Origin of the sequence: Thiomicrorhabdus sp. (genome assembly GCF_963662555.1) — a bacterium.
In the GTDB taxonomy this organism is placed as follows: Bacteria; Pseudomonadota; Gammaproteobacteria; order Thiomicrospirales; family Thiomicrospiraceae; genus Thiomicrorhabdus.
The window spans coordinates 1803082-1828423 of record NZ_OY759719.1 but is presented as its reverse complement, the minus strand read 5'-3'; the positions used below and the strand labels follow the sequence as shown (position 1 = coordinate 1828423).

Annotated in this window: 17 protein-coding genes and 3 tRNA genes; 15 read left to right on the top strand and 5 right to left on the bottom strand. The window is 37.1% G+C overall.

Annotated elements, in window-relative coordinates; all coding sequences use genetic code 11:
* Positions 1-38: 38 nt before the first annotated feature.
* From ACORJQ_RS08075 to ACORJQ_RS08065, 3 genes are all read left to right on the top strand, one after another.
* A complete protein-coding gene (locus ACORJQ_RS08075; RefSeq protein ID WP_321323516.1) occupies positions 39-662 on the top strand; it encodes a MarC family protein in 624 nt (207 codons plus the stop codon).
* A gap of 272 nt (positions 663-934) precedes the next feature.
* Entirely contained in the window at positions 935-2104 is a 1170-nt protein-coding gene (locus ACORJQ_RS08070; RefSeq protein WP_321323515.1) for a glycosyltransferase family 4 protein, read from the top strand.
* Positions 2105-2137: 33 nt separating this feature from the next.
* Positions 2138-3040 carry a DMT family transporter gene (locus ACORJQ_RS08065; RefSeq protein ID WP_321323514.1) on the top strand — a complete coding sequence of 301 codons (903 nt, stop codon included), beginning with the start codon at positions 2138-2140 and terminating at the stop codon, positions 3038-3040.
* Between the two features lie 78 nt (positions 3041-3118).
* On the opposite strand, the gene fdxA is transcribed toward ACORJQ_RS08065, so the two are convergent.
* A complete protein-coding gene (gene fdxA / locus ACORJQ_RS08060; protein ID WP_321323513.1) occupies positions 3119-3445 on the bottom strand; it encodes a ferredoxin FdxA in 327 nt (108 codons plus the stop codon).
* A gap of 372 nt (positions 3446-3817) precedes the next feature.
* Between fdxA and ACORJQ_RS08055 the strand changes: the two genes are divergently transcribed.
* Positions 3818-5428, top strand: coding sequence for an NAD(P)/FAD-dependent oxidoreductase (locus ACORJQ_RS08055; protein ID WP_321323512.1), 1611 nt, complete (start codon positions 3818-3820; stop codon positions 5426-5428).
* 206 nt (positions 5429-5634) lie between these two features.
* Here the strand turns inward: ACORJQ_RS08055 and ACORJQ_RS08050 are convergent, their stop codons facing one another.
* A complete protein-coding gene (locus ACORJQ_RS08050) occupies positions 5635-7155 on the bottom strand; it encodes an acetaldehyde dehydrogenase ExaC (RefSeq protein WP_321323510.1) in 1521 nt (506 codons plus the stop codon).
* Between the two features lie 525 nt (positions 7156-7680).
* On the opposite strand from ACORJQ_RS08050, the gene ACORJQ_RS08045 reads away from it, so the two are divergent.
* The 3 genes from ACORJQ_RS08045 (at position 7681) to acnB (ending at position 13248) form a co-directional block, all read left to right on the top strand.
* On the top strand, positions 7681-8850 hold the full coding sequence (locus tag ACORJQ_RS08045) for a transcriptional regulator (RefSeq protein ID WP_321323508.1): 1170 nt from the start codon (positions 7681-7683) through the stop codon (positions 8848-8850).
* Between the two features lie 277 nt (positions 8851-9127).
* Positions 9128-10414 carry an Nramp family divalent metal transporter gene (locus ACORJQ_RS08040; RefSeq protein WP_321323506.1) on the top strand — a complete coding sequence of 429 codons (1287 nt, stop codon included), beginning with the start codon at positions 9128-9130 and terminating at the stop codon, positions 10412-10414.
* 260 nt (positions 10415-10674) lie between these two features.
* Positions 10675-13248, top strand: coding sequence for a bifunctional aconitate hydratase 2/2-methylisocitrate dehydratase (gene acnB / locus ACORJQ_RS08035; RefSeq protein ID WP_321323504.1), 2574 nt, complete (start codon positions 10675-10677; stop codon positions 13246-13248).
* A gap of 114 nt (positions 13249-13362) precedes the next feature.
* On the opposite strand, the gene ACORJQ_RS08030 is transcribed toward acnB, so the two are convergent.
* Positions 13363-14553, bottom strand: coding sequence for a GGDEF domain-containing protein (locus tag ACORJQ_RS08030; protein WP_321323503.1), 1191 nt, complete (start codon positions 14551-14553; stop codon positions 13363-13365).
* Between the two features lie 270 nt (positions 14554-14823).
* On the opposite strand from ACORJQ_RS08030, the gene ACORJQ_RS08025 reads away from it, so the two are divergent.
* Positions 14824-16788 carry a peptidoglycan-binding domain-containing protein gene (locus tag ACORJQ_RS08025; protein WP_321323502.1) on the top strand — a complete coding sequence of 655 codons (1965 nt, stop codon included), beginning with the start codon at positions 14824-14826 and terminating at the stop codon, positions 16786-16788.
* Positions 16789-17033: 245 nt separating this feature from the next.
* On the opposite strand, the gene ACORJQ_RS08020 is transcribed toward ACORJQ_RS08025, so the two are convergent.
* Positions 17034-17990 carry a S49 family peptidase gene (locus tag ACORJQ_RS08020; RefSeq protein WP_321323501.1) on the bottom strand — a complete coding sequence of 319 codons (957 nt, stop codon included), beginning with the start codon at positions 17988-17990 and terminating at the stop codon, positions 17034-17036.
* A 54-nt stretch (positions 17991-18044) separates the two neighbouring features.
* On the opposite strand from ACORJQ_RS08020, the gene uvrC reads away from it, so the two are divergent.
* The 5 genes from uvrC to ACORJQ_RS07995 all read left to right on the top strand — a co-directional run bounded on the left by uvrC (position 18045) and on the right by ACORJQ_RS07995 (position 20999).
* Positions 18045-19931, top strand: coding sequence for an excinuclease ABC subunit UvrC (uvrC, locus tag ACORJQ_RS08015; RefSeq protein WP_321323499.1), 1887 nt, complete (start codon positions 18045-18047; stop codon positions 19929-19931).
* 93 nt (positions 19932-20024) lie between these two features.
* Entirely contained in the window at positions 20025-20597 is a 573-nt protein-coding gene (gene pgsA / locus ACORJQ_RS08010) for a CDP-diacylglycerol--glycerol-3-phosphate 3-phosphatidyltransferase (protein ID WP_321323497.1), read from the top strand.
* A gap of 110 nt (positions 20598-20707) precedes the next feature.
* Positions 20708-20782: transfer RNA gene (locus tag ACORJQ_RS08005), tRNA-Gly, on the top strand.
* Between the two features lie 4 nt (positions 20783-20786).
* Positions 20787-20860 (top strand) — tRNA-Cys (locus tag ACORJQ_RS08000).
* A 52-nt stretch (positions 20861-20912) separates the two neighbouring features.
* Positions 20913-20999, top strand: a tRNA-Leu gene (locus ACORJQ_RS07995).
* A 176-nt stretch (positions 21000-21175) separates the two neighbouring features.
* Here ACORJQ_RS07995 and ACORJQ_RS07990 read toward each other — a convergent pair.
* On the bottom strand, positions 21176-23689 hold the full coding sequence (locus ACORJQ_RS07990; protein ID WP_321323495.1) for a putative bifunctional diguanylate cyclase/phosphodiesterase: 2514 nt from the start codon (positions 23687-23689) through the stop codon (positions 21176-21178).
* 397 nt (positions 23690-24086) lie between these two features.
* Here ACORJQ_RS07990 and ACORJQ_RS07985 point away from each other — a divergent pair, with 397 nt between their 5' ends.
* On the top strand, positions 24087-24677 hold the full coding sequence (locus ACORJQ_RS07985; protein WP_321323493.1) for an ANTAR domain-containing response regulator: 591 nt from the start codon (positions 24087-24089) through the stop codon (positions 24675-24677).
* Between the two features lie 88 nt (positions 24678-24765).
* Positions 24766-25338 carry an ANTAR domain-containing response regulator gene (locus ACORJQ_RS07980; protein ID WP_321323491.1) on the top strand — a complete coding sequence of 191 codons (573 nt, stop codon included), beginning with the start codon at positions 24766-24768 and terminating at the stop codon, positions 25336-25338.
* Positions 25339-25342 lie beyond the last annotated feature (4 nt).

The window sequence follows — 25342 nt, the reverse complement described above, 5'->3', positions numbered from 1 at the left end:
CCAATATTGATAATTAAAGAATAACTAAGAGATATGAGATGAGTGATTTATATACGCAGATAATTACTGTGTTTTTGGGTTTTTTTGCCATTATGAACCCAATCGCTAATACAGCCGCATTTGTAGGCCTGGTAGGAGAAAAAGAGTCATCGGAGCAGTTTCGCGTTGCCGCAAAAGCTATTGTGATAACTTTTGTGGTGATTTTAGCCTTTTCTTTACTCGGTAAATTCATATTTCAAGCATTTGGTATCAGCCTTCCAGCTCTAAGAATAGCGGGTGGTATTTTGGTTTTTATTGTTGGTTATCATATGTTGAATGGTTCTGGCTCAAAATTACATTCAGCTGAAAACAGTGATGAAGGCGATATTGCGGTATCTCCATTGGCAATGCCATTATTGGCTGGTCCAGGTACGATTGCGACGGCGATGAATTATTCTGCCACAGGCGGTTTTACGGGAATTATTGTTACGGTATCGGTATTTTTTGTGCTTTGCCTCATTACTTTTGCCTGTTTTATTTTTAGTTCTAAAATTTTGACCGTTATTGGAGAAGGTGGTATGAGTATCATCACACGTTTAATGGGGTTGATTCTTACTGTTATTGGTGTGCAGTTGATGCTATTAGGCATCTCTACGGGTTTTAATATTCCTATATTAAGCTAAGTTTTATTTGAAGCTTTGTTTGAAGTTTTATTTGAATAAGCTTTTAAAAATACACTTTGATTTATTGTCAATTTACCAGGCCTGGTAAAATTTATTTTGTTCATAAACCTGTCATTTAGTCGTCATACGTTTTGCTTTTGTGAAGCCTATTATTGCTACTATTTATTTGATATTCATTTGCTAGATGTTTTTCGTATCAAGTAGATATATCAAATAGTTATATCAAATAGTTTTAGCAGAATGTTGTATCAATCAGATATGAGGCTTTATAAATGAGGATTGTGCTTTTTACCGATACCCTTGGCGATTTAAATGGTGTGTCGCGTTTTATTCAAGATATGGGTGAGCTTGCTCATAAAACATTGGCAACGACAGGCGTTGAATTACACATTGTCACCTCAACCCCTAAAGAGTTGGCTGAGCAACCATACATTCATAATTTACCTTACCGTTTTAGAGTGCCAATGCCGTTTTACCAAGAGCTTGATTTGGTGTTGCCTAATAAAAAAGCCATTAAAGCCAAGTTGGATGAGTTAAAGCCAGATATTGTGCATATCTCAACACCTGGGCCTTTTGGTTGGCAGGCTAAGAATGTGGCTGAAAAATTAGGTTATCCATTGGTGGGAACTTACCATACGGATTTTCCGGCCTATGCGTATGATTTAAGCGGCCTTAAATGGGTAAAGCATCAAACGGATAAGTTAATGGCTCGATTTTATAAGCCGTTTATTCACGTTTTTTCTAGATCAGAGAGTTATTTAGAAGTGATGGCGAGTGATATTGAGATTGATTACACTCGTGCATCAGCGTTATCGCCTGGAACCAATTTAGATAAGTTTCATCCCCAGCATCAGTTAAATGAAGTTTGGCAACACTATGGTTTATTGAATGGTCGTAAAAAGGTCCTGTATGTTGGGCGAATCAATATTGAAAAAAACATTCCGTTTTTAGTCGATGTTTGGACAAAATTCTGTGAAGAAAATCCAGATTTAAAAGCCGATTTGGTGATGATTGGTGAAGGTCGTTATCGAAAATGGGCAGACAAGTTGCGTAATACCCATGCTTATTTTTTAGGGCCTGTTACCGGAGAGCGACTTTCTCAGATTTATGCTTCCGCAGATTTGTTTGTGTTTCCATCTATTACCGATACTTTAGGGCAGGTCATTATGGAAGCTCAAGCTAGCGGAATGGGCTGTTTGGTTTCTGATATTGGTGGGCCACAATCATTGGTTTTAGAGAATGAAACTGGACTGATTATTGAAGCCAATAAAAAACAAGATTGGATAAACGCTTTATGTAATACTTTACAAAATGAAGCGATTTTACAGGCCTGGTCTCAACAAAGTAGAGCACATATTGAACAATACAATATAGCGGATTCTTTTGAGCATTTTATTGAGGTCCATAAGCTAGTCTATAAAACGACTAGTGATTCCGTTTAAACAGAATAACCACTTGCTGAGTAATTAAATAGAATGAATGAAAGTGCAAAATCTAAAGTAATGGCAATGAGTTCACAAACTAAAGGCGAGTTTTATACCTTTGGTTTAACCATTATTGAGTCGTGGTTTCCTATCTTTGCGTTTTTTACGGTACATGCATTAGGTGCTTTGCATGCTTATTTTTATAGTTTATTAGTCGCGATTGTGTGTTTAAGTGTTTGGTGGGTTTTAAGAGGCAAAACACATGAAATAAAGTATAGAGCGGCTTATAAAAACATTGCTTTAACCACGTTTTTTATTACTTCATTGTTTGCCCTGACATTTATTGCATTGCAATATACCAGCGCCACTAATGTTGTGATTATTCTGTTTTTGCAAATCCTATTCAGTTATCTATTTTTAGGCAGAAGAAAAGAAGAGAGCTTAAGCCCAAAGCATGCACTGGGTGCGTTGTTTATGACCATAGGTGGGTTATTGGTTTTGTTTCCCGGCTCTTTTCAAGTAAATATGGGGGATTTGCTGGTTTTATTTGCTGCGATGATTGCTCCCATTGCTAATTTGTATCAAAAAAAGGCGAGAGCACAGGTTTCGAGCGAAACCATACTCGTTGTACGCTCTGTTCTTGCGTTACCTTTTATTTATGTTTTGGCGATTATTTTTGAACAACAGCCGACTTTAAACGCTATTCAAGAACAGTGGTATTGGTTAGTGCTAACGGGAGTTTTGGTGTTTTTTGTCTCTAAATTACTGTGGGTAGAAGCAATTCATTTATTACCTATTACAAAGGTAAATGCCTTGTTTGCTTTTGCTCCGTTAATGACGATGGCATTGGCTTACTGGTTGCTCGCCCAAACCCCAACTTTACATCAGTTAATTGGAATTGGTCCAATCTTATTGGGGAGTTTTTTAATCATGCAAAAGCCAGCAAAAACTTAAAAAAACGGTTATTTCAAATAAAAATCAGAACGGATGTTTTTAAACTAAAAAGATAGAATGAATTGAAATTGATGAGTGTTATTCGATAATCAAATACTGTTCTTTATCCGCAACGCCATCCCATTCATCTGCATCAGATGGAGCTGGAATGACTTCAGTAATGACAGGCCAGATTTCAGATAAGTTTTTGTTTAATTCACGGTAATGTTGCATGTTTTCAGGTAGAGCATCTTCTTGAAAAATCGCTTCAGCAGGGCACTCTGGTGAACACAAATCACAATCTATACAAATTGCTGGATTAATGGCTAAAAAGTTTGGTCCTTCGTGAAATGCATCAACCGGACAAACCGCTACACAATCCGTGTATTTACATTTTATGCAATTTTCAGTAACGACAAATGCCATCTTCTTTCTTCGCTATATAGAGACCTTTGCACAAGTCAAGCCACGGTTAAAAATGGCTAAAATTAACCTGATTTTTGTTGAATAATTTGCTGATAGCTAGCTATCAGCTACTTTATTCGCCGCAATCAGGCAAATTTTATCACATTTTTTCCTCGCACCTCACTCGTGCAAAGGTCTCATATTGTATTAAATTCTGTTAAAATTCCGCTATTAAAATTATACTAACAGCTGTTTTTTGAAGAATCAGTATACTACTGATTTAACACAAAATTGCAAGATTAACAGCCCGCTTTACCTAGGCCTATTCTGGCTTAAATGTTAGTTTTTTATTTATTTTTACTATAGCTAAGTAACATAAATTTTGGATAACTCATGATTCGTATCACCAATATCAAACTCCCGCTTGACCACAAAGAACCAGAACTTAAAAAAGAAATCATAAAAGCACTGGGTATCAAAGCCAATCAACTAATCGATTTTACGGTTTTTAGACGAGGCTTTGATGCCAGAAATAAAAATCAAATTAGTTTGTTATATACCATTGATGCCACTACCGATAATGATGCAGCGGTACTCAAGACTAATCAAAACAATCAAAATATCAGAGTAACACCTGATATGACCTATAAATATGTTGCTAAAGCACCGGAAAACCTAACCGAACGACCAGTCGTAGTTGGTTTTGGTCCTTGCGGAATTTTTGCAGGCCTGGTATTGGCTGAGATGGGGTATAAACCGATTGTTCTTGACCGTGGTAAACAAGTCCGTGAACGCACCAAAGATACTTTTGGTTTTTGGCGATCTAAAACCTTAAATACAGAATCGAATGTACAGTTTGGTGAAGGTGGGGCAGGCACATTTTCAGACGGTAAGCTTTGGACTCAAATTAAAGATAAAAAACATTATGGTCGCAAAGTGATGCATGACTTTGTTGACGCGGGGGCTCCAGAAGAGATTTTATACGTCAGTAAGCCGCATATTGGTACTTTTAAATTGGTGGCTATGGTTGAAAAGATGCGTGCCAAACTGATTGAATTAGGTGGTGAGATTCGTTTTAACTCTCGTGTGGATGATTTGCACATTGAAGATGGGCAAGTGACAGGTTTGACCTTGGCTGATGGCCAGCAGATAAAATCCAAATATATTGCTTTGGCCACGGGTCATAGTGCACGCGATACCTTTAAAATGCTTTATAACAAAGGCGTGTATATTGAATCTAAGCCATTTTCAATTGGCTTTAGGGTTGAGCATAATCAATCCTCAATCGATGAAGTGTTATTTGGTAAAAATGCTGGTAACCCTATTTTGGGTGCGGCGGATTATAAATTAGTCCATCACTGCAAAAATGGTCGTTCAGTTTACAGTTTTTGTATGTGTCCAGGCGGAACTGTGGTGGCAGCGACATCCGAAGAGAACCGTGTTGTTACCAATGGAATGAGCCAGTACTCACGTAATGAACGTAATGCAAATAGTGCGATTGTGGTAGGAATTGACCCAAAAGATTACCCTAGTGACAGTCCATTAGCAGGGATTGAATTACAACGTCAGTTAGAAAGTGCAGCGTATAAATTGGGTGGCGAAAATTACGACGCCCCCGCACAGTTAGTCGGTGACTATTTGGCTGGTAAACCATCTGACCATATTGGCAATGTCGAACCTTCTTATAAACCTGGTGTAAAACTAACAGATTTAACTCAGATATTACCTGAATACTGTCGTGAGGCATTACAGGAAGCGATTCCGGCGTTTAATAAAAAGATTAAAGGCTTTGCAAGAGAAGATGCTTTATTAACAGGAGTTGAAACCCGAACCTCGTCACCAGTTTGCATTAAACGTGGTGATGATTATCAAAGTGTAAATACCAAAGGATTATACCCAGCCGGAGAAGGTGCGGGTTACGCTGGGGGTATTATGTCAGCGGCAATTGATGGTATTAAGGTTGCCGAAGCGATGGCATTGGCGATCAATGAGGCCAATACTTAATTAAGTAAATACGGGTAAGTACATTCTGTGGTTGATAAATTAAGATTGGTAAAAACAAAAAAATAACCACGAAGACACGAAAGCACGAAGAGTTCTATCATATTTTTTAATCTTCGTGTCTTCGTGATTTCGTGTTTAAAAAGATAATTACCAAATTTTTGTATAATACAGATTCAAGTAATTATGTCTTTTGATTAAATCACGTATTAAAAGAAGCCTAATGGATTAACGTCATAGCTCACTAACAAGTTTTTAGTTTGTTGATAATGCTCTAACATCATTTTGTGGGTTTCACGTCCAACACCTGATTTTTTGTAACCACCAAATGCGGCATGTGCAGGGTAGAGGTGGTAACAGTTAGTCCAAACACGACCCGCTTGAATACCACGTCCCATACGGTAAGAAGTGTTCATATCTCGAGTCCATACACCAGCACCCAAGCCAAATTCAGTGTCGTTGGCAATTGCAAGAGCTTCAGCTTCATCTTTAAAAGTGGTAACTGCGACAACAGGACCAAAAATTTCTTCTTGGAAAACACGCATTTCATTAGTACCTTTTAATAAGGTAGGTTGAATGTAGTAACCATTTTCATAATCACCTTCTAATGATTCCGCTTCACCACCTGTAATAACTTCAGCACCTTCATCGCGACCAATTTGCATATAACTCAGAATTTTTTCATATTGCTCTTCAGAAGCCTGGGCACCCACCATTACTTCTGTATCTAGTGGGTTACCACGTTTAATTTGTGCAGCACGTTCAACCACCATACCGATGAACTTGTCATAAATGTCTTCTTGGATTAATAAGCGAGAAGGGCAAGTACAGACTTCACCCTGGTTAAAGAATGCTAATACGGCACCTTCAACACATTTACTTAAAAACTCATCTTCATGATTCATAATGTCTGAGAAAAAGACATTAGGTGATTTACCGCCTAATTCCACCGTTGAAGGAATAATATTATCGGCTGCGTATTTCATAATTAATGAACCAACAGGAGTAGAGCCGGTAAAAGCAATTTTAGCAATACGAGTACTTGTTGCTAAGGCTTTACCTGCTTCAACACCATAACCGTTCACTATATTCAGCACACCCGCTGGTAATAAATCACTAATTAATTCAGCCAAAACCAAAATAGAAGCAGGCGTTTGTTCAGCTGGTTTTAAAACAACACAGTTACCCGCTACTATTGCCGGTGCTAATTTCCAAGCGGCCATGAGTAATGGAAAATTCCATGGAATAATCTGCCCAACTACACCTAGTGGTTCATGGAAATGATAGGCTACGGTGTTTTTATCTATTTCGCCTAAGCCGCCTTCTTGGGCACGAATACAGCCAGCAAAGTAACGAAAGTGATCAGCCGTTAATGGTACATCGGCGTTGAGTGTTTCACGAACGGCTTTACCATTGTCCCAAGTCTCGGCAACCGCTAATTTTTCTAGGTTAGCATCAATGCGGTCTGCGATTTTTAATAAGATATTTGATCTGTCTGCTACTGAGGTTGATCCCCAAGCATCTTTTGCGGCATGAGCGGCATCTAAGGCCAGCTCAATATCTTTTTCATTAGAACGTGGTACTTGGCAAAAAGCTTTGCCTGTAACGGGAGAAATATTATCAAAATATTCGCCATCTACGGGTGCCACCCATTCGCCACCAATAAAGTTTTCATAACGTTCTTTGAAGCTGATTACCGCACCTGCGGTATTGGGATTTGCATATTGCATGAACTAGATCCTCTTTGATATTAATTCATAAAGCTCGCAGTAATTTTTAGTGCTAGCTTGATACATGTATTTGAGTTGTATAGAACATAGCCTTAATTATCATTATTGTTCAAAGTAAGGCATTTGTTCGAATGAACACTCTAATTTAGGCTAGGTTGGAAAAACGTTGGTTAGCTAAAAAACAACTAAAAATAATATTTAATTTAATATTTTTTGAGAGTGTAATCAGTGTGATACACAGAACTTAGCCAATCGCAGAGATAGCAAAAGAAATAGTGATTACTCGGTTAGTGAGGGAGGCTTAGCCGCCTTTTAGAAAATAAGGATTAATTAAAAAAGGGTTAAGGTTTGAGTAATGATGTAGTGTAGTTATTTGAATGAGAAAAGATTATGATTGCATAGCAAGTAATTAGAGCAGAACGATAAGTAAAAATATTAATGGCATAAAAAATACAATAATAAAATCAATAAGAACACCATTATAATTTTGATAATTATAAAACAAGGGATGGAGGGTGCACTGTTATGAGTTCAACGTTGCTGACTGATTACAGCCTGTCAAAACGACGCAGTATTCTAGAGAATAACTGGCATCACTTTACACATCATGCAGAAACACCTGAGAATACTCTTGTATCAGAAGACATCTCTTTGTCTTGGCAACGCAGTGCGGCTAACGTAGATTATCGTGAATCACATGCACCGTATAGCGGTGAAGAGAAGGCACGCCAAGCTTGGAGTGATTCTCCGCTTTCATTTGCAGCACAAAAAGAGCAAGGCAATATGATGCAATTAGCTCGTGAAGGTGAACTAGTTGCCGCTATTGCTGATCCAAGTGGTTTTTTACTCTGGAGTTTTGCAAGTCAACACATGCGTAGTCGTGCAGAGTCGGTAAATTTTCATGTAGGTGGAAATTGGGACGAAAATTCTATTGGCACGAATGCTATTGGCTTATCTAAAACATTACGTCGCCCAGTTACCGTTTTCTCTTCAGAGCATTACCAATCTTTTTTACATGATTGGGTGTGTTATGCCGCCCCAATCATTCACCCACAGTCTGGTGAGTGTTTTGGGATTTTAGATATGTCAACGACATGGAATCGTCATACCTCTTTGGGGCAGGCTGGAGTCACAGAATTAGCTCGCAATATAGCACAGTGTTTGCCTGCCGTTATTCCAAAAGCGGAGTTAGAAATTTATGCTTTAGGTCAAATGCGAGTTATTTTCCGTGGTAAAGCCTTGCGTATCAGTAAACGCCAAGTTGAAATCTTATGCATACTCGCTCTTAACCCTCAAGGTTTAAACTTAGAAAGCTTTCATGCAGCCCTGTATGGTGATGAACCTATTTCTATAAACACATTAAAAGCTGAACTTTCGCATTTGCGTCACTTAATTGATGGAGCAATTGGTTCACGACCTTATCGTCTTCTTGTAACAGTCTGGACCGACTTTATTCAAATCTGGCAAGCATTACATCAACAAAATATTAAGGAAGCCTTTGCTCTTTATCAAGGGCCGTTATTGATGCAATCTGAATCGCCTGAACTTGAGGAATGGCGGAATAGTATTGAAGCGGTAATGGGGAAAATGTTGGAAAGTTGTGATGAACCTAAACTGCTTTTACAAAAACTTTGTGGTTGTAGCTCAGGTAATGAAATGGTTCGAGAAAGACTCGTTGAATTGATTACAACTTAAACAAGTAAATATCGTTTTTGGTTGTAAATACTTAACTTATATTCCTTTCCTAAAAAACTGAAGTCGCTTATAGGCTACGTTCATTCTATTAGATTAAATACAATCTATACATAATTTAATCACTCTCTTTCTATAGACTTTTTGAGTTAATCTAGTATATTATTCAAAAGTTAGTTAAGGCTAATTTATTTATTAATAGAGTCTAAACTATTAATTATTTTAGACTAACTTACTCTTTAACCCCTTCGTTTAGATAACAATAAAGACATTATTTAATATGAGTTCAGCAGTTTCTCAAACTTTATCCTCAGAAAAATCATTTTGGTTTTTTATAGGTCCAGCATTTTTAGTGTCGGTGGGATATATGGATCCTGGTAATTGGGCAACCTCAATCGAAGCGGGTTCCAGGTATGGCTATGATTTATTGTGGGTCATTACTCTGGCTTCAATAATCGCTATTTTAATGCAAGTACTCAGTGCCAAACTTGGCATAGCTACTGGCAAAAACTTAGCCCAAATGATTCGCGTTGAACACCCAGGCAAAACTGGTACTCTTTTACTCTCTTCAGCGGCATTAGCAATGATAGCCACTGACTTGGCAGAGTTCTTAGGAGTTGCAATTGCTTTAAATCTTTTATTTGATATTCCTTTAGTGGTAGCGATTTTTTTAACCGTTTTTGATGTGTTATTAATTTTATGGCTTGAGCGTTATGGGTTTAGATGGATTGAAATGACTATTTTGGCTTTTGTGGCGACAATCGGTCTAGGTTATGTCATTGAGCTTTGGTTGGCACAACCGCATTGGGTTGAGGTTGCTAAAGCTTTGGTGGTGCCTAATTCAACTATTTTTGATACGACCGCTTTATTTATCGCCATGGGGATTTTAGGTGCAACGGTTATGCCGCATAATCTATATTTACATTCTCATCAAGTGATTACCCGTAGTGAGGGGGCGGGAGCATCGTTACCAGAGCGTAAACGTTTTTATAATATGATGAAATGGGATACTGTATTAGCACTGGTTGCCGCATGGATGGTGAATTCGGCGATTTTGATTATGGCATCAGCAGCTTTTCATGAACAGGGTTTATTAATTACCGATATTGATGAAGCGTATAAAACGTTAGGGCCTTTATTAGGAAGTGCGGCGGCATTGACGTTTGCAATTGCATTATTAGCGTCGGGTATTGCCAGTTCTACAACCGGAACCTTAGCTGGGCAAATCGTTTTTGAGTCATTCTTTAAAAAACGCCCAATAAATATTCTAAAAATACGTGTCTATATTCGTTTAGCCACAATGGTTCCCGCGGCGATAGCGATTTTATTAAGCACTAATCCGTTAAGTTTACTCGTATTGTCTCAGGTGATTTTGTCAATGCAGTTACCATTTGCCGTGATTCCATTAGTGATGATGACCTCGGACTCTCTATTAATGGGAGAGTTAGTTAACACTTCTACGACCAAATTTTTTGCTTGGGGTACAACGATTTTAATTGTAGTGTTAAATCTATGGTTGTTAATCATGTTGGCTTGGGATGGTCTTAGTTCAATGGTTTTACACTGAAATAGAACTGTTATAACAATAGCTATTAACTTGGGTATAAAGCTTAGGTTTATAGGTTGTTTTACAAATATCTGCTCTTCAAAAATAGTTACTCTTTAATTTTAGATATTCTTTCATAACTTTTTACCAGGCCTGGTATATCTAAAGTGTCATTATTTTTTATATTTTAAACGGTCGATGGCCTTACTCTAACTGGTCTTTGCGATACTCTGTGGTAAAATACTCGCAATTAAATTTTATTATTTAGGAGAAGTCTCATCATGTTAGAAGCTTATCGAAGTCATGTTGCAGAGCGTGCAGAGCAGGGGATTCCCCCTTTACCGTTAAATGCAGAGCAAACTGCACAAGTTGTTGAGTTGATTAAAAACCCTCCAGCGGGCGAAGCAGAGTTTGTTTTAGACCTATTAACAAACCGCGTACCTCCTGGTGTAGATGAGGCTTCATATGTAAAAGCAGGCTTTTTAACTGATGTAGCACATGAGACCATTTCTGTTGATTTGATCTCTGCTGAAAAAGCGACTTTTTTATTAGGCACAATGCTTGGTGGGTATAACGTTCAGCCACTTATTTCATTATTAGATAGCTCAAATTCTGCCGTTGCAGAAGAAGCTGTTAAAGCATTATCTAAGACCTTGTTAGTCTATGAAGCGTATCACGATGTGGCTGAAAAGGCTGAAACTAACGATTACGCTAAACAAGTAATGCAGTCTTGGGCTGATGCGGAATGGTTTACATCTAAACCTAAGATGCCTGAAAAAATTACGGTTACAGTTTTTAAGGTTGAAGGTGAAACCAATACGGATGACCTTTCTCCTGCAACAGCGGCTTGGTCGCGTCCAGATATTCCTCTACACGCTAAAGAGATGCTAGCAGCACGTATTGAGAATGTTGGCGATGTAATGGATGAATTGAAAGCAAAGGGTCATCCCGTTGCTTATGTAGGTGATGTTGTCGGTACAGGGTCTTCTCGTAAATCGGCAATGAACTCGGTAATGTGGTTCTTTGGTGATGATATTCCTTTCGTTCCAAACAAACGCCAGGGTGGTGTGGTTTTAGGTGGCAAAATTGCCCCTATCTTCTTTAACACTGCTGAAGATTCAGGTTCTTTACCAATTGAATGTGATGTAAGTTCAATGAATATGGGTGATGTTATTACTATCTATCCATATGAAGGTAAAGTCACGAATGAAGCTGGTGAAACCATCTCTACGTTTGAACTAGCTCCTGATACCATGCCTGATGAAGTGCGTGCTGGTGGTCGTGTTCCATTAATTATTGGTCGTGGTTTAACAGACAAAGCTCGTTTAGCGATGGGATTGACTCCTTCTGATGTATTTATTCGTCCGCAAGATAAATCACAAGCAAACCATGGTTACACTCTGGCTCAGAAAATGGTTGGTAAAGCCTGTGGTATTGAAGGTGTTCGCCCTGGAATGTTCTGTGAACCACGCATGACAACAGTAGGGTCTCAAGATACCACTGGTGCGATGACACGTGATGAAATGAAAGAATTAGCCTGTTTAGGTTTCTCAGCAGACTTGGTTATGCAGTCATTCTGTCATACCGCGGCTTATCCAAAACCTGTTGATATTACCTTACAGCACTCACTGCCAGACTTTATGACAAGTCGTGGTGGGGTAGCATTACGTCCTGGTGACGGAGTTATTCACTCATGGTTAAACCGTTTGTTACTGCCTGATACTGTTGGTACAGGTGGAGATTCACATACTCGTTTCCCAATTGGTATCTCTTTCCCAGCTGGTTCTGGTTTGGTTGCTTTTGGTGCCGCTTTAGGGGTAATGCCTTTGAATATGCCAGAGTCAGTATTGGTACGTTTTAAAGGTGAAATGCAACCAGGTATTACGTTACGTGACTTGGTAAATGCTATTCCTTACAAAGCAATTCAAGATGGTTTATTAACGGTTGAAAAGAAAGGTAAGAAAAACGTCTTTAACGGCCGTGTTCTTGAAATTGAAGGCCTAGAACACCTGAAAGTAGAGCAGGCATTTGAACTTTCGGATGCGTCTGCAGAACGTTCAGCAAACGGTTGTGTAGTAAAACTTGCTGAAGAACCTATTATTGAATATTTAAAATCAAATATGGCGTTAATCGATTGGATGGTTGAAAACGGTTATCAAGATGCTCGCACCTTGTTGCGTCGTCGTGATGAGATGCAAGCTTGGATTGATAATCCAGAATTATTATCAGCTGATGCAGATGCTGATTATGCTGAAATCATTGAAATCGACCTTAATGAAATTAAAGAGCCAATTGTAGCTTGCCCGAATGACCCTGATGACGTGAAGTTAATGTCTGAAGTTGAAAATGCAAAAATTGATGAAGTCTTTATTGGTTCTTGTATGACCAATATTGGTCACTATCGTGCTGCAGGTAAAGTGCTTGAAAGTATGGGGAACGTGCCAACCCGTCTTTGGATCGCTCCACCAACTAAAATGGATGAGCGTCAGTTGATTGAAGAAGGTTACTACAGTATTTATGGTCGAGTTGGTGCTCGTACAGAGATGCCGGGTTGTTCTTTATGTATGGGTAACCAAGCACGTGTTGCCGATGGTGCAACGGTGTTCTCAACTTCAACACGAAATTTCCCGAACCGTTTAGGTAATGGTGCAAATGTTTATCTTGGTTCTGCTGAATTAGCTGCGGTATGTTCTGCGTTGGGACGTATTCCAACGGTTAAAGAATATATGGACAATGTTGCTATGTTAGATACCATGGCAGACGACGTTTACCGTTACCTACAGTTTGATGAAATGGCAGACTACGATGTAGAGTCACCTAAAACATTAGCAGAAATTGGTGTTGCAGTAGCCTAACTAATTAGCTTAATGTAGTTAGTTTCTTTTTAAAGAAGCTAATAAAAAACCGACTATTGAAGTGATTCATAGTCGGTTTTTTTATGCACAAAGAAAAGAGTGTGATTTGTTATTTTAATCGACTTTATTTAGCAAATTATCATAAAAATAGTAAGTATTTCCACCGTGAGACTTGGCTTTGTACATCGCTTTATCGGCAAGGTTAAGAAGTGTACTTACATCTTTAGCGTGAATGGAGTATTGAGAAACGCCAATACTTAAACCTGGCTGAATTATAGTTTCTTTAAACTTGATTGGTTGAAGGAGCAAACTAAGCAGTGTTTTGATGTCTTTTTTAATATCATTTCGATTTTTTAATTGATAAGAGAGTATAAATTCATCTCCACCAAGGCGAGCACTAATGACATTTTTATGCAGCTTTTCAAAACCCTTTAAACGATTTGCAAACTCAATTAAATAGGTATCTCCAGCTTGGTGTCCTAAAGTGTCGTTAACTTGTTTAAACTTGTCTAAATCGAATAATAAAAAGACGGTATTTTGTTTATGTTTTTCAGAAGCAGTTTTTAGAAACTCTGTCATATTTTCTATAAAGTAGCGTCTATTATGAATATTGGTCAAAGAGTCAACATACGCTATTTCAGCTAACTCTTTATTTATTTCGTGCACCTCTTTTGTTAACGCTTGATTGTAGAGTTTGCTGGTAAGGCTTTCTATAAGGTGTTTGTTGAGTTTGTAAGCGGTGATGTTGACTAGAGTTGCGTAAGTGATAGCGATAAAACTGAAACCAAAGGATAAACCTGGTGAAAGAAAAATTGCCCAGTAAATGAGTGCAAAAATTTGAGGAGAGCTAAATGCAAGAAACAATGGAAAGTACACACTATTAATTACTAATGAACCTACAGGCATGCCAAACAGGATAACGATGATAAATAGCTGTAAAGTTAATGGAAATGTTGGGTCATAGATAAAAATCAATGAAGCCCAAATGCACCCTGATATCAAGCCGCCAAATACAAAAAAATTTAAGTGCTTTTGTATTGATAAACTGTCTTTTTCTTTTATGTAATAAAAATGAACTAGGCGAATAATGGTTACAAGAACATAGCTAATGAACCAGCTGTAGGCAATTTTTTCATCAATATAGTCACGTAATGAAGCAAATAAAATGGCTGCAGCAATAGTTCCAAGAATTAATGTTTGTGGAGATTGATGGCTGAGTACTTTAAATAATTCAGCAGTAACTAATTTATTAATAGTAACTGCTTTTGGCTCATTAGCAACAGACTTATCGTAGCGGATAAACATTTCCTTTGACTATGTATGAATTAGATATTAATAAAATTTTTACTATTTCTTTATACGCTTTATTTGTAAGGCTTTGGATAGTTTTAGTTGTTAACTATTTATGGTCTTATAGTTGATAATTATACTATAGCTGACAGCTATTGCATGCTTGAGTTAGTATAAATGTGTACAATAGCTAGCTCTTCTAGGTTTTAGTAAATTTTGATTGTTGATTTGATTATTAATGTGATTAACAACTGAGTTCAAATTAAGGATGTTTATAGGTGTTATATGAAATTAGTTAGAACCTCATTAGTTTCTGCTTTAGTCGTTTCGATGTTGGGTTGTTCAACAACTTCAGATGTAGATGTCGATAATAATCAAAAACTCTATACACAGGCTGAAATTGATCTCATGCTGGCTAAGGCAAAAGCAGATGAGCGCACCAGAATAGAGAAAGAGCTTCATCGACAAGAAGAACAAAAAAACTTATTTAGTCAAATACTTGCCCGTCAAAATCAAACTAAAGATTTAAAAACAAACCAACAGGTTAATCAAAAAACTAAAGATGCTGATAAAGTAGTTAATACAAAGACTATTGATAAGATTATTCCTAAATCAAGAAAGCAAGTTCTCTATAGAGAGCAGAACGGTGTTAAGTATTTTCGTTGTGCGGCCAACTCTTTAGTTGCGGTTTCAAATAAGAATAATCATTGGGTTTATGATGCCTCTAAGCAAGAACTAAGTGCAACGCTTTGTAAAATAAGCCGTGACAAAAATACTATGGTAAAGCTTCAACAGAAGCTATATGACCTGGGCTTATTAAAATCTAATACTTTAACTAAACAGCAATTAATTGATGGTGTTTGGGGTGTAACTACCTTAGAAGCAGTAAAAAAATATCAACAGCAACACGGTTTGCTATTTGGTCAATTAACTATTCAGACTTTAGAACACTTAGGTGTGTTTTCACCCTCTATAAACAAGTCTGAATCAATGCTCACTTTTAATATCACTAAACCTTCAACTGAAGAGGGTGAACCAGTTACAGTTTCTAAGGTTGAAGGTAATATTGAAAGCCAATCACTGGCTTTACAAACAAATACTCAGCCAAAAGAAAAAGTGAATAAAGAGCCTTTAGCAAGCAGTAAGCAATCAGATACCAAAATAAATTCTCAAGCTGATTCTAAAGTAGATACGAGTGTTGCTGTCAATAAAGAAGTTAAACCTGTTCAGAAGAATCTGACCAATGTCAATCCTCCTAAATCATCAGGGTTAGTTCAAGTTATTGAAAATATTGTTCCCAAAGATCGCAAACAACATCTTTATCAAGTTGTCAGTGGGGCTAAATATTATCGTTGTGCGGCAAATTCTTTAGTACCACAAAAAAATCATTCTGGTACTTGGGCCTATAGTTCAGAAAACCAAGAGCTGAGTGCCACGCTTTGTAAAAGAAGTCGTGATGTAGCAACAATGACAGATTTGCAGTATGAACTGTATGAAAAAGGGTATTTAAGAGCTCCTGGTTTAAATAAAGATCAATTATTGAGTGGTATTTGGGAGAAGAATACGTTAGCTGCGGTAAAAAAATACCAAAGAGAAAATGGCTTGTTGTATGGTCAGTTAACCATTCAAACACTTGAGGATTTAGGAATTTTTAAAGCGGATAAAAACAGAATCAAGTGGGTTGATCCTACTGCTACTGAACCTCGAATTAATCCATCTGAAGGGCAGAAGCAACAAACAGATAGTCGAAATAAGGTTACCGAACCTGTACAGAAAAAATCTGCAGTAAAACAGATAGAGCCAGTGCAACAAGAGGTTAAAGTTAGCGGTTTAGTGATTGATAAAAGGAAAGACGATACCATTGATTATTCGTTATTTCAGCCAACAAGTGATAAACCAAAATTTTATGCAAAACTTGATGGTCAACCTTTATGGCGTTGCCGAGCTCAAGCCTTTATTGCCCAAAAGGGAGATGATGGTTTGATTTCTTACGGTGAAAATAAAGAGTATAAAGCAACGCTTTGTAAAATGAGCCGCAGTCAACCTATCATTAAGCAGTTGCAGTTAGCTCTCAAAGAGCAGGGTTACTTAAAACCTAACCCTCCATTAGACTTAGTGGTGATTGACGGTATTTGGGGAATTAACACTTTAGGTGCTTTAAAAGATTATCAGCGTGCTAATGGTCTGGCATATGGACAGTTAACAATTGAAAGTTTAGAAAGGTTAGGCGTATTTAAGAACTCTAAATAGCTATTTTAATTTTATAGTATTATCACAGCGTTTAAAATTACTTAAAAATAATCTAATTTGGTTGTTATCTTTTTAAGTTCCTAGTTTCATAGGTCTCTAAGTTTCTAAACAACGTATTGAAAAGTATCAAATAAAAAAACCGCGATAGATAAATCATCTATCGCGGTTTTTTATTGAGGTTTAAATAAATCTACCAGGCCTGTAAGTTTTTAATTTGGCCTAATCATGATGAATTAATTCATTATTTATTTCATGGTTGAAAGATACATAGAAAGTTTAGCCGCTGTTTGAGTACCAAGATCACCCATAAGCTCTTCAATAACGCTCTTTTTACCTTCATAAAACTTGATATTGTCTGTTTTTACAATATCTCTAGCTACCATTCCTAGGTCACCCAATCCATCAATTAAACCATTTTGAGTGGCTTCATCACCTAGCCATACCAGGCCTGTGAAAGTGTTTTCATTTTCTTTTAAACGATCTCCGCGTCCAGCACGAACAGCATCAATAAATTGTTGGTGGGTACGTTCTAAGATGTGTTTTTGAAAAAATGCACGACCAGCTTCGTCTTTAGCACTAAATGGGTCAATAAAAGTTTTGTGCTCACCAGCATGCATAGAACGATTTTCAACGCCAATTTTGTCCATTAAGCCAGTAAAACCAAATGTATCCATACGCACGCCGATAGAACCAACCATTGAACCTTTATTAGCGTAAATTTTATCGGCAGCAACCGCAATGTAATAACAGCCAGAAGCACACATATCTTCTACAACAACATAAACCGGTTTTTTGTACTTGGTTTTAAGACGAACAATTTCATCGTTAATTAAGGCTGACTGAACAGGGCTTCCACCAGGTGAATTAGCTAAAATAACGACTGCTTTACTTAATGGATTCTTAAATGCATCGTTTAGTAGTGGTTTAATTGCTTCAGCACTGGTTTTTGAGCCAGGCATAATCGCACCATCTAGTTTAACAACGGCCAAATGCTCTTTGCTACCGCTTGATAAATCTTTAAGTTCATCGCTTGAGGTTAAGTTTTGCGAAGCAATGTAGATAAAAAATACAATATATCCTGCTACAGCGAGCTTAAGAAAGTTGGCAATACGTCTGCTCCAACGTTCTTGTTTAACTAATGACTCTACGGCAATGGCTAAACGATTAAAGCCTTGTTGTGATTTTTCTGGCTCTTGTTCCATTCTTTATCCTTTATAATGCGAAGTTGAGCCAATAATTCTAACCGTTTCTGATTTATGACCCAAGATAATATCCAAAATAATACTGAAAATACCTTTGAAGCTAATGCTGATGCCAATGCTGAAGCTTTTGATATCGATGCTTTTCTTAAACAATTAACAGAGCGTCCTGGTGTTTACAGGATGTTAAATAACCAGGGAAAGATTATCTATGTTGGTAAGGCTAAAAACCTTAAACGCAGAGTTTCGAGTTATTTTAAAAAGCAACATGATGAAATCAAAACGGCCAAAATGGTTCAGCAAATCGCCCGTGTTGAGGTTACGGTTACCGATTCGGATAGCGAAGCTTTTATATTAGAAAATACATTAATAAAACGCTATAAGCCTAAGTATAATATACTTTTTAGGGATGATAAGTCTTATCCTTATATTTTTGTTTCAACAGGTAAAGAGTTTCCAGCGTTAAGTTATCATCGTGGAGCAAAAAGAAGAGTAGGCGAGTATTTTGGCCCGTTTCCTAATGCTTCAGCGGTACATCAAACTTTGCAAGCTTTGCAAAAAATATTTCCTGTTAGGCAGTGTGCTGAGAGTGTTTTTAATCACCGTTCTCGACCTTGTTTGCAATATCAAATTAAACGTTGCTCAGGTCCTTGTGTTGATGGGTTGGTTACCAAAGGGGTTTATCAAGAAGATGTACGACACACTCTAGGGTTTTTACAAGGCAAAAGTTTTGAGGTGATTGAAGAGTTGGGTGCCAAAATGGAACAGGCCTCTGAAAACCTAGAGTTTGAAGAAGCGGCACGTTATCGAGATCAAGTTTCTGCTTTGCGGGCTATTCAAAGTCAGCATCTTATCAATCAGCCAGGCTCAAAAGATATGGATGTGATTGCGGTAGCAGAGCAATCGTCACAAATTTGTGTGTGTTTAATGATGTACCGAGGTGGCAATCTTTGGGGTAGTGAGCATTATTTTCCAAAAGTAGCCGACAGTGTTGAACAAGATGATGTGCTTTCGGCCTTTATTACTCAGCATTACGTAGAACATCCTGTTCCCGCTGAGATTATTTTAGCGACAGAGCTCAATGAAAAAGCATTTTTACAGGCTTGGTTATCAGAGCAACGCCGTAGCAAAGCTGTTTTAAAATCAGCCCACAATCAAATCAATAAAGGGCTCGTGCAATTAGCCTATACAAACGCTCAATCAGGTTTAAAACAGCATATGACACAGCGTGCAACCCAAGTACAGCGTGTAAAAGCATTGCAAGACGCTTTGGCGTTGGTTCAACCGCCAAACTATATGGAGTGTTTTGATATTAGTCACACCCAAGGTCAAATGACTATTGCCAGCTGTGTGGTGTTTCAAGACGGTATCCCAAATACCCAGGCCTACAGAAAATTTAATATAGAAGGTATTCAACCTGGTGACGACTATGCCGCAATGCACCAAGCAATGAGTCGTCGCTATGCAAGATTAAAAAAAGAAGATGCGATTTTTCCAGATTTAATTGTGGTTGATGGTGGTAAAGGTCAACTTACACAGGCGATTGATGTTTTAAAAACTCTTGAGTTGGAGCATATTCCCTTGGTCTCTGTCGCTAAAGGAGAGGGTCGTAAAGCAGGTCTGGAAATTTTATTTACCCCACATAATTCTCAAGGCATTGATTTAGAATCTGATGATATAGCATTGCACTTAATTAACTATATTCGAGATGAGGCACACCGTTTTGCTATTACTTCGCATAGAGCAAAACGAACTAAGGCACAGACTCAATCTAGCCTAGAATCGATAGAAGGAATTGGTCCCAAAACACGTAAATTACTTTTAATGCACTTTGGTGGGTTAGGAGAGGTAAAACAAGCGTCTATATCAGAATTGCAAAAGGTTAAAGGGATCAGTTTAGAAAAAGCACAAAAAATTTACGACTTTTTTCATGGAACGCTATAAATTACCATCAAATATAATTTCAGTTAAGAAGGCTATTGCTAGGTATGGTAGTATTCTCAACAAGATTGATATCAATACAAATAAAGCGAAAATATGTCTATAAAATCCCTGCCAATGATAATGACCTGGAGTCGAGTAGTTCTGATTCCCGTTTTTTTAATTTGCTATTATGCCCCCATTGAAGATGCAAGGTTTTGGGCTGGTTTAGCCTTTATGATTGCAGCCATAACAGATTGGTTTGATGGGTATTTAGCAAGAAAGCTTGGTTCAGATAGCAAGCTAGGTGCTTTTTTAGACCCAGTGGCCGATAAATTAATCGTTGCAGCCGCTTTAATCGTCGTTGCGGCAGAATATCATGACAACTTATGGGTCATAATTTCGGCAGTATTAATTATGATGAGAGAGATTGGTATATCTGCTTTAAGAGAGTGGATGGCTGAAAATAATGCTCGTGAAGTCGTAGCGGTATCTAAATTAGGTAAAATCAAAACGGCTTCTCAATTAGCAGCCTTAACCTGGTTGCTTTATGGCGGAGAACTTTGGGGAGTAAATTGGGGAGAACTAGGTTTTCCAATGCTTTATTTTGCAGCGGCGTTAACGGTAATTACTTGGGTGCAATATACTAAAGCGGCATTACCAGAAATTATTCGTTCAACAGAATCATAGACTTAGATAAAGTGAGTTAAATCCCACTTTTGTTATAAAAGATTCTTTTTAAAATTTTAATAAAAAGTGCTTGACCTTTAATGGGAAGCCCCTATAATACGCCCCATCAAGCGGGAATAGCTCAGCGGTAGAGCACAACCTTGCCAAGGTTGGGGTCGCGAGTTCGATCCTCGTTTCCCGCTCCAATAAGGCGGAATAGCAAAGTGGCTATGCAGTGGATTGCAAATCCATCTACCGCGGTTCGACTCCGCGTTCCGCCTCCATTTATTTTGGAGGCTTGATATTTTTAATTAGCATTTTAAATGTTAGTCATCTGCCCAGGTGGCGAAATTGGTAGACGCAGGGGACTTAAAATCCCCCGGTAGAAATACTGTGCCGGTTCGACTCCGGCCCTGGGCACCATATTCTAAAAGCTAGATTAGTTAGTTCTAATCTGGCTTTTTTTATGTCTAAATTTTATGTCTGTATTTCTGTTGAATTAAAAGCAAGAATGATCAAAACCAAATTGTTTTCGGCAATAGATTTTGATTATGTGATGTGTAATTACGAAGTAACTTAAAGGTTAAATTTTACTTACGTTAACCTTGGGTATCAGTGTTTCTTAGAAACTCCCAAAAAGATTCTGGCGGCATAGGCTTGCCAATAAAGTAACCTTGCATTTGATCACAGCCCATTCCATTAAGTAGATCCATTACTTTTTGGGTTTCAATCCCTTCAGCAACCACTCTAAGGCCAAGGTTGTGTCCTAGGTTGATTGTGGAGCTAACAATTTTTTTATCATTAGCATCTTCATTTATTTCCATAATAAATGATTTATCTATTTTTAATTCATCGACGGGCAGTCTTTTTAAATAGGCAAGAGATGAGAATCCTGTTCCAAAATCATCTATAGATAAACATACACCAAGTTCATGGAGTTTGTTTAGTATATCCAAAGAAAGAGCTAGGTTCTCCATCATGATACTTTCAGTAATTTCTAGCGTTAGGAAGTGATAGGGGAGATGTTCTCTATCCATTAACTCTTTGACTTTAGTGGTGAGCTCTTTATTAGATAGATCTCGAACTGAGAGGTTTACCGCAACATTTATTTTGTATCCTGATTGGTGCCATTTACTGCATTCTGAGATTGCCTTATCAAGCATTCTTAGAGACAGCTTTTGTATGATTCCACTTCGTTCTGCAGCTTCAATAATTTTTTCGGGTGATATAAACCCATTTTCTGGATGATTCCACCTTAAAAGTCCTTCAGCACCACATATTTGTAGGTTGTTTGAGCTGATTTTAGGTTGAAAATACATCTCAAATTCATCTTGTTCTAAGGCTTTAGCAACATCATGAATAAAATTTAGGTTTGTTTTGCAGTAGACGTTTTGAGTCTCTTCATAAAATGAGTAACCAATGCGTTTACGTTTGGCTGTATACATTGCCATATCAGCATACTGAAGTAAGGTTTCTATATCTTTACCATCTTCAGGGTAACTAACAATACCAATACTTATACCTATATTTACCTTTTGGTTATCAATTTCAATCGGCTGACTTAACTTATCAATAATGGATTCGGTTAATTGGGATACTGATGATTTGTCAGTATCTGGCAATAATATAGAAAATTCGTCACCTCCTAATCTTGCGAGGGTGTCTGATTTTTTGATTAACTCTTTCATTCGTTCAGAAACTATAATTAAAAGACGGTCACCTGCGGCGTGGCCTAGTGTGTCATTAATCTCTTTAAAGAAGTCTAAATCCATTAAAAGTAGTACAAAAGGGCAGCCTTGTCTTTCTGAGTAAAGCAGTTGATATTCTAAACGCTGATGCAGTAAAAACCGGTTAGGTAAGCCTGTTAGATGATCATGCATTGCTTGATGTTCTAAAGCATTTTGACGATGAGTTACCTCTTCATTCATTTCAATGTAGGCATCTATTAATTGCCCCATTTCTTTAGTTTTAGAGTATTGAATATTAGGGAATTCAATATGAAAAGCTCTAGATTTTAATGCGTTAGTCACTTTAGCAATAGGGGTGAAGAGCATCCACTCCATAGAAATTAATATAGCGAAAATAAAGAAAAGAAACACTCCTATAATTGCAAAAATGAGCTTATTAAAGGTTTCATCGCTTTCTTTTAGTTTTTCATCGATGTTTAATTTTTCTTTACTTAAGGCCTTTTCTATGTCATTGATATTATTGGTTAATTCAGTAACTAGTGGAAATACACGCGTTTTAATAATTAATGTGTCAGAACGCCATTTATTAGATTCAGATATTTTTCGAAGGTTTAAAAAGTTCTGATACCAGGCTTGGCTAATGCTCAAAGTTGAGTCAAGTATTTCATTTCCTTCAAAGCTATCCTCTCTTGAATATAAACGCTGTAATTCTTTAAGGTTTTTTATAAATAACGAGTAAATGTCTTTAAGGCTTTTGCCTTGTTCATCAAGTATTTGAGTAGAGAATGAGGCAAGTCTATTTGCCATATAGATACGTGTTTGAGAGATAGCGTTTATCCATAAAGCATAAGTTTTTAGAAGTATAGGATAAATTTCAGGTGATTTTAAATTGATATTATCGGACTCAATTTCATTAATTAAAATATCAAAACCCGATTTAATCGTATCTTGCTGTTTCTCCATTAGATTTGCTGAAATATCCAGGCCTGGGTATTGTTTATTAATATCCAAACGATATTCCACCAAATAATTGACTTCGTCTTTTAGTTGTTCGAAGTTGCTACTTGTTATTTGGGTATATTCCGTGAGATCCCAATGGTATTTATGTTTTGACTGCTTTAAAGCAAGTAGGTTTCTCTGAGCGTTTTGGGTGTTAAATTCAATCTTTTGAATAAGGTTTTCATTGAGAGGGTCTAACAAGAATAGATTTATATCTTGATTGATTTTTAGCAAGATATTTCTTACGTTAATCAGATGATTTTGTTCTTCAAGAACACCGTCATATCCAGAAGTAATCGCATTTTTTGTTGTTATAAGATTTTGATAGCTGATTGATACTATCGAAATGACAAAAAAACCGATAAGAATCGTTAAAAATATATAACGTTTTCTTAAGCTTGGAGGCGTTTTATTCGTTTTTTTCATATTCAGGCTTTTTAGTATCTTTCCAGTTATACAAAAACGTATAAAACTATATAAAAAGTAATTACAGAATTAGAGTTAGTTTTGTATAAGGTTTAATCATATAAATTATTATGATTTGTTTTCCTATTAAAAAAAATAAGTATTAGTACATTTCTCGCTAGAATCTATCTATGGACTCATTAGTGGTTGAATTCTCATCTCTTATTTGACAGGCCTTTTTGTGCACCAATACGCACTTTTTTAATTCTAATTGTTCTATTTTGGTTCAAAAATTCCATTGCTAATGTTAGGTGTAAGGCTGAATAAGTGCTAAGTAAATGTTTATATTACTAAAAATGTTCTGGCACGAATGGTGTTATAGATAATCTAGTTTATATTTATTTCAAAGGTGAAAATAATGAATCCCGCATTTTCAGTTTTATTAATCAGTGATGGTCCTGAACCTGCTAAAACTATTCAAGATGGTTTAAAAAGTTCTGGTGCATCTGTGATTCACACTTGTTCAGTGACAGATGCTTTTTTGCAGGTTGTTGATTCTATGCAGGTTGATTTGATTGTGCTTGATATTGATAAGCCAACGGTAGGTTTATTTGAGCAATTTAGTGTGGTTCAAGAGTTATGCCCGAAACCAATTGTTTGTTTTAGTAACGACTCTGATTCTAAAGTGATTGAAAAATCGGTTAAGGCAGGTATAGCAGCCTATATTGTTGACGGTAAATCAGAAGAACGAATTAAGCCTATCATTGACGTAGCAATATTACGTTTTAATCAATGCCAGGCAGTTAAAAAAGAGTTAGCTCAAGTTAAAGATAAATTATCAGAGAGAGCAGTAATTGAAAAAGCTAAGGGGCTTTTGATAGAACATAAAAACATGACTGAAAATGATGCCTACAAAACCTTGCGTAAAATGGCGATGGATCAAGGTAAAAAAATCTCTGTTGTGGCTCATGAAGTATGTGGTGTTTTAGTTGGTCTAGAAGGCGTTTGAGTGTTATTCAGTAATTTAAATATCTATCTATCAGTTAAAAATACCAGGCCTGGTGTTTTTAATGTTTTGATTTGTAATGGTGTTTTTAATGAGTCTTAAAGTCATGTTGGTGGATAACGAATCAGTTCGTTCTGCGATACTTGCACAAGCATTGAATGATAATGGCTATGAGGTGATTGCCCGAGTAAAGCCTGGCCCAGGTCTTTTGGCTCAAGTTGCACTTCATCTTCCTGATATGATTGTTGTGGATACAGATTCGCCTGATAGAGATATTCTAGAAAGTATGCATTTATTGAGTGAACATAATCCATTACCTGTCGTTATGTTTGCCGATGAAGAGAATGAAACAATTATTCAAGAAGCTATTCGCTCTGGTGTGAGTAGTTATGTTGTTAAAGGTGTAGATATGGAAAGGGTGAACTCTATTATGAGTGTATCTATTGCACGATTTAGAGAATACCAGGCAATAAAAAAAGAGTTGAAAGAAACAAAATCAGAATTAGTGGATACCAAATTGATAGACAAGGCAAAACGTTTATTAATGAAGAATAAAGGGGTTGATGAAGATCAAGCTTATGAAGCTATGCGAAAACTCTCTATGGATGCAAATCAAAAAATGTCCCAAGTAGCACAAAATATTGTCAATGTTTATGAGTTGTAGGAAG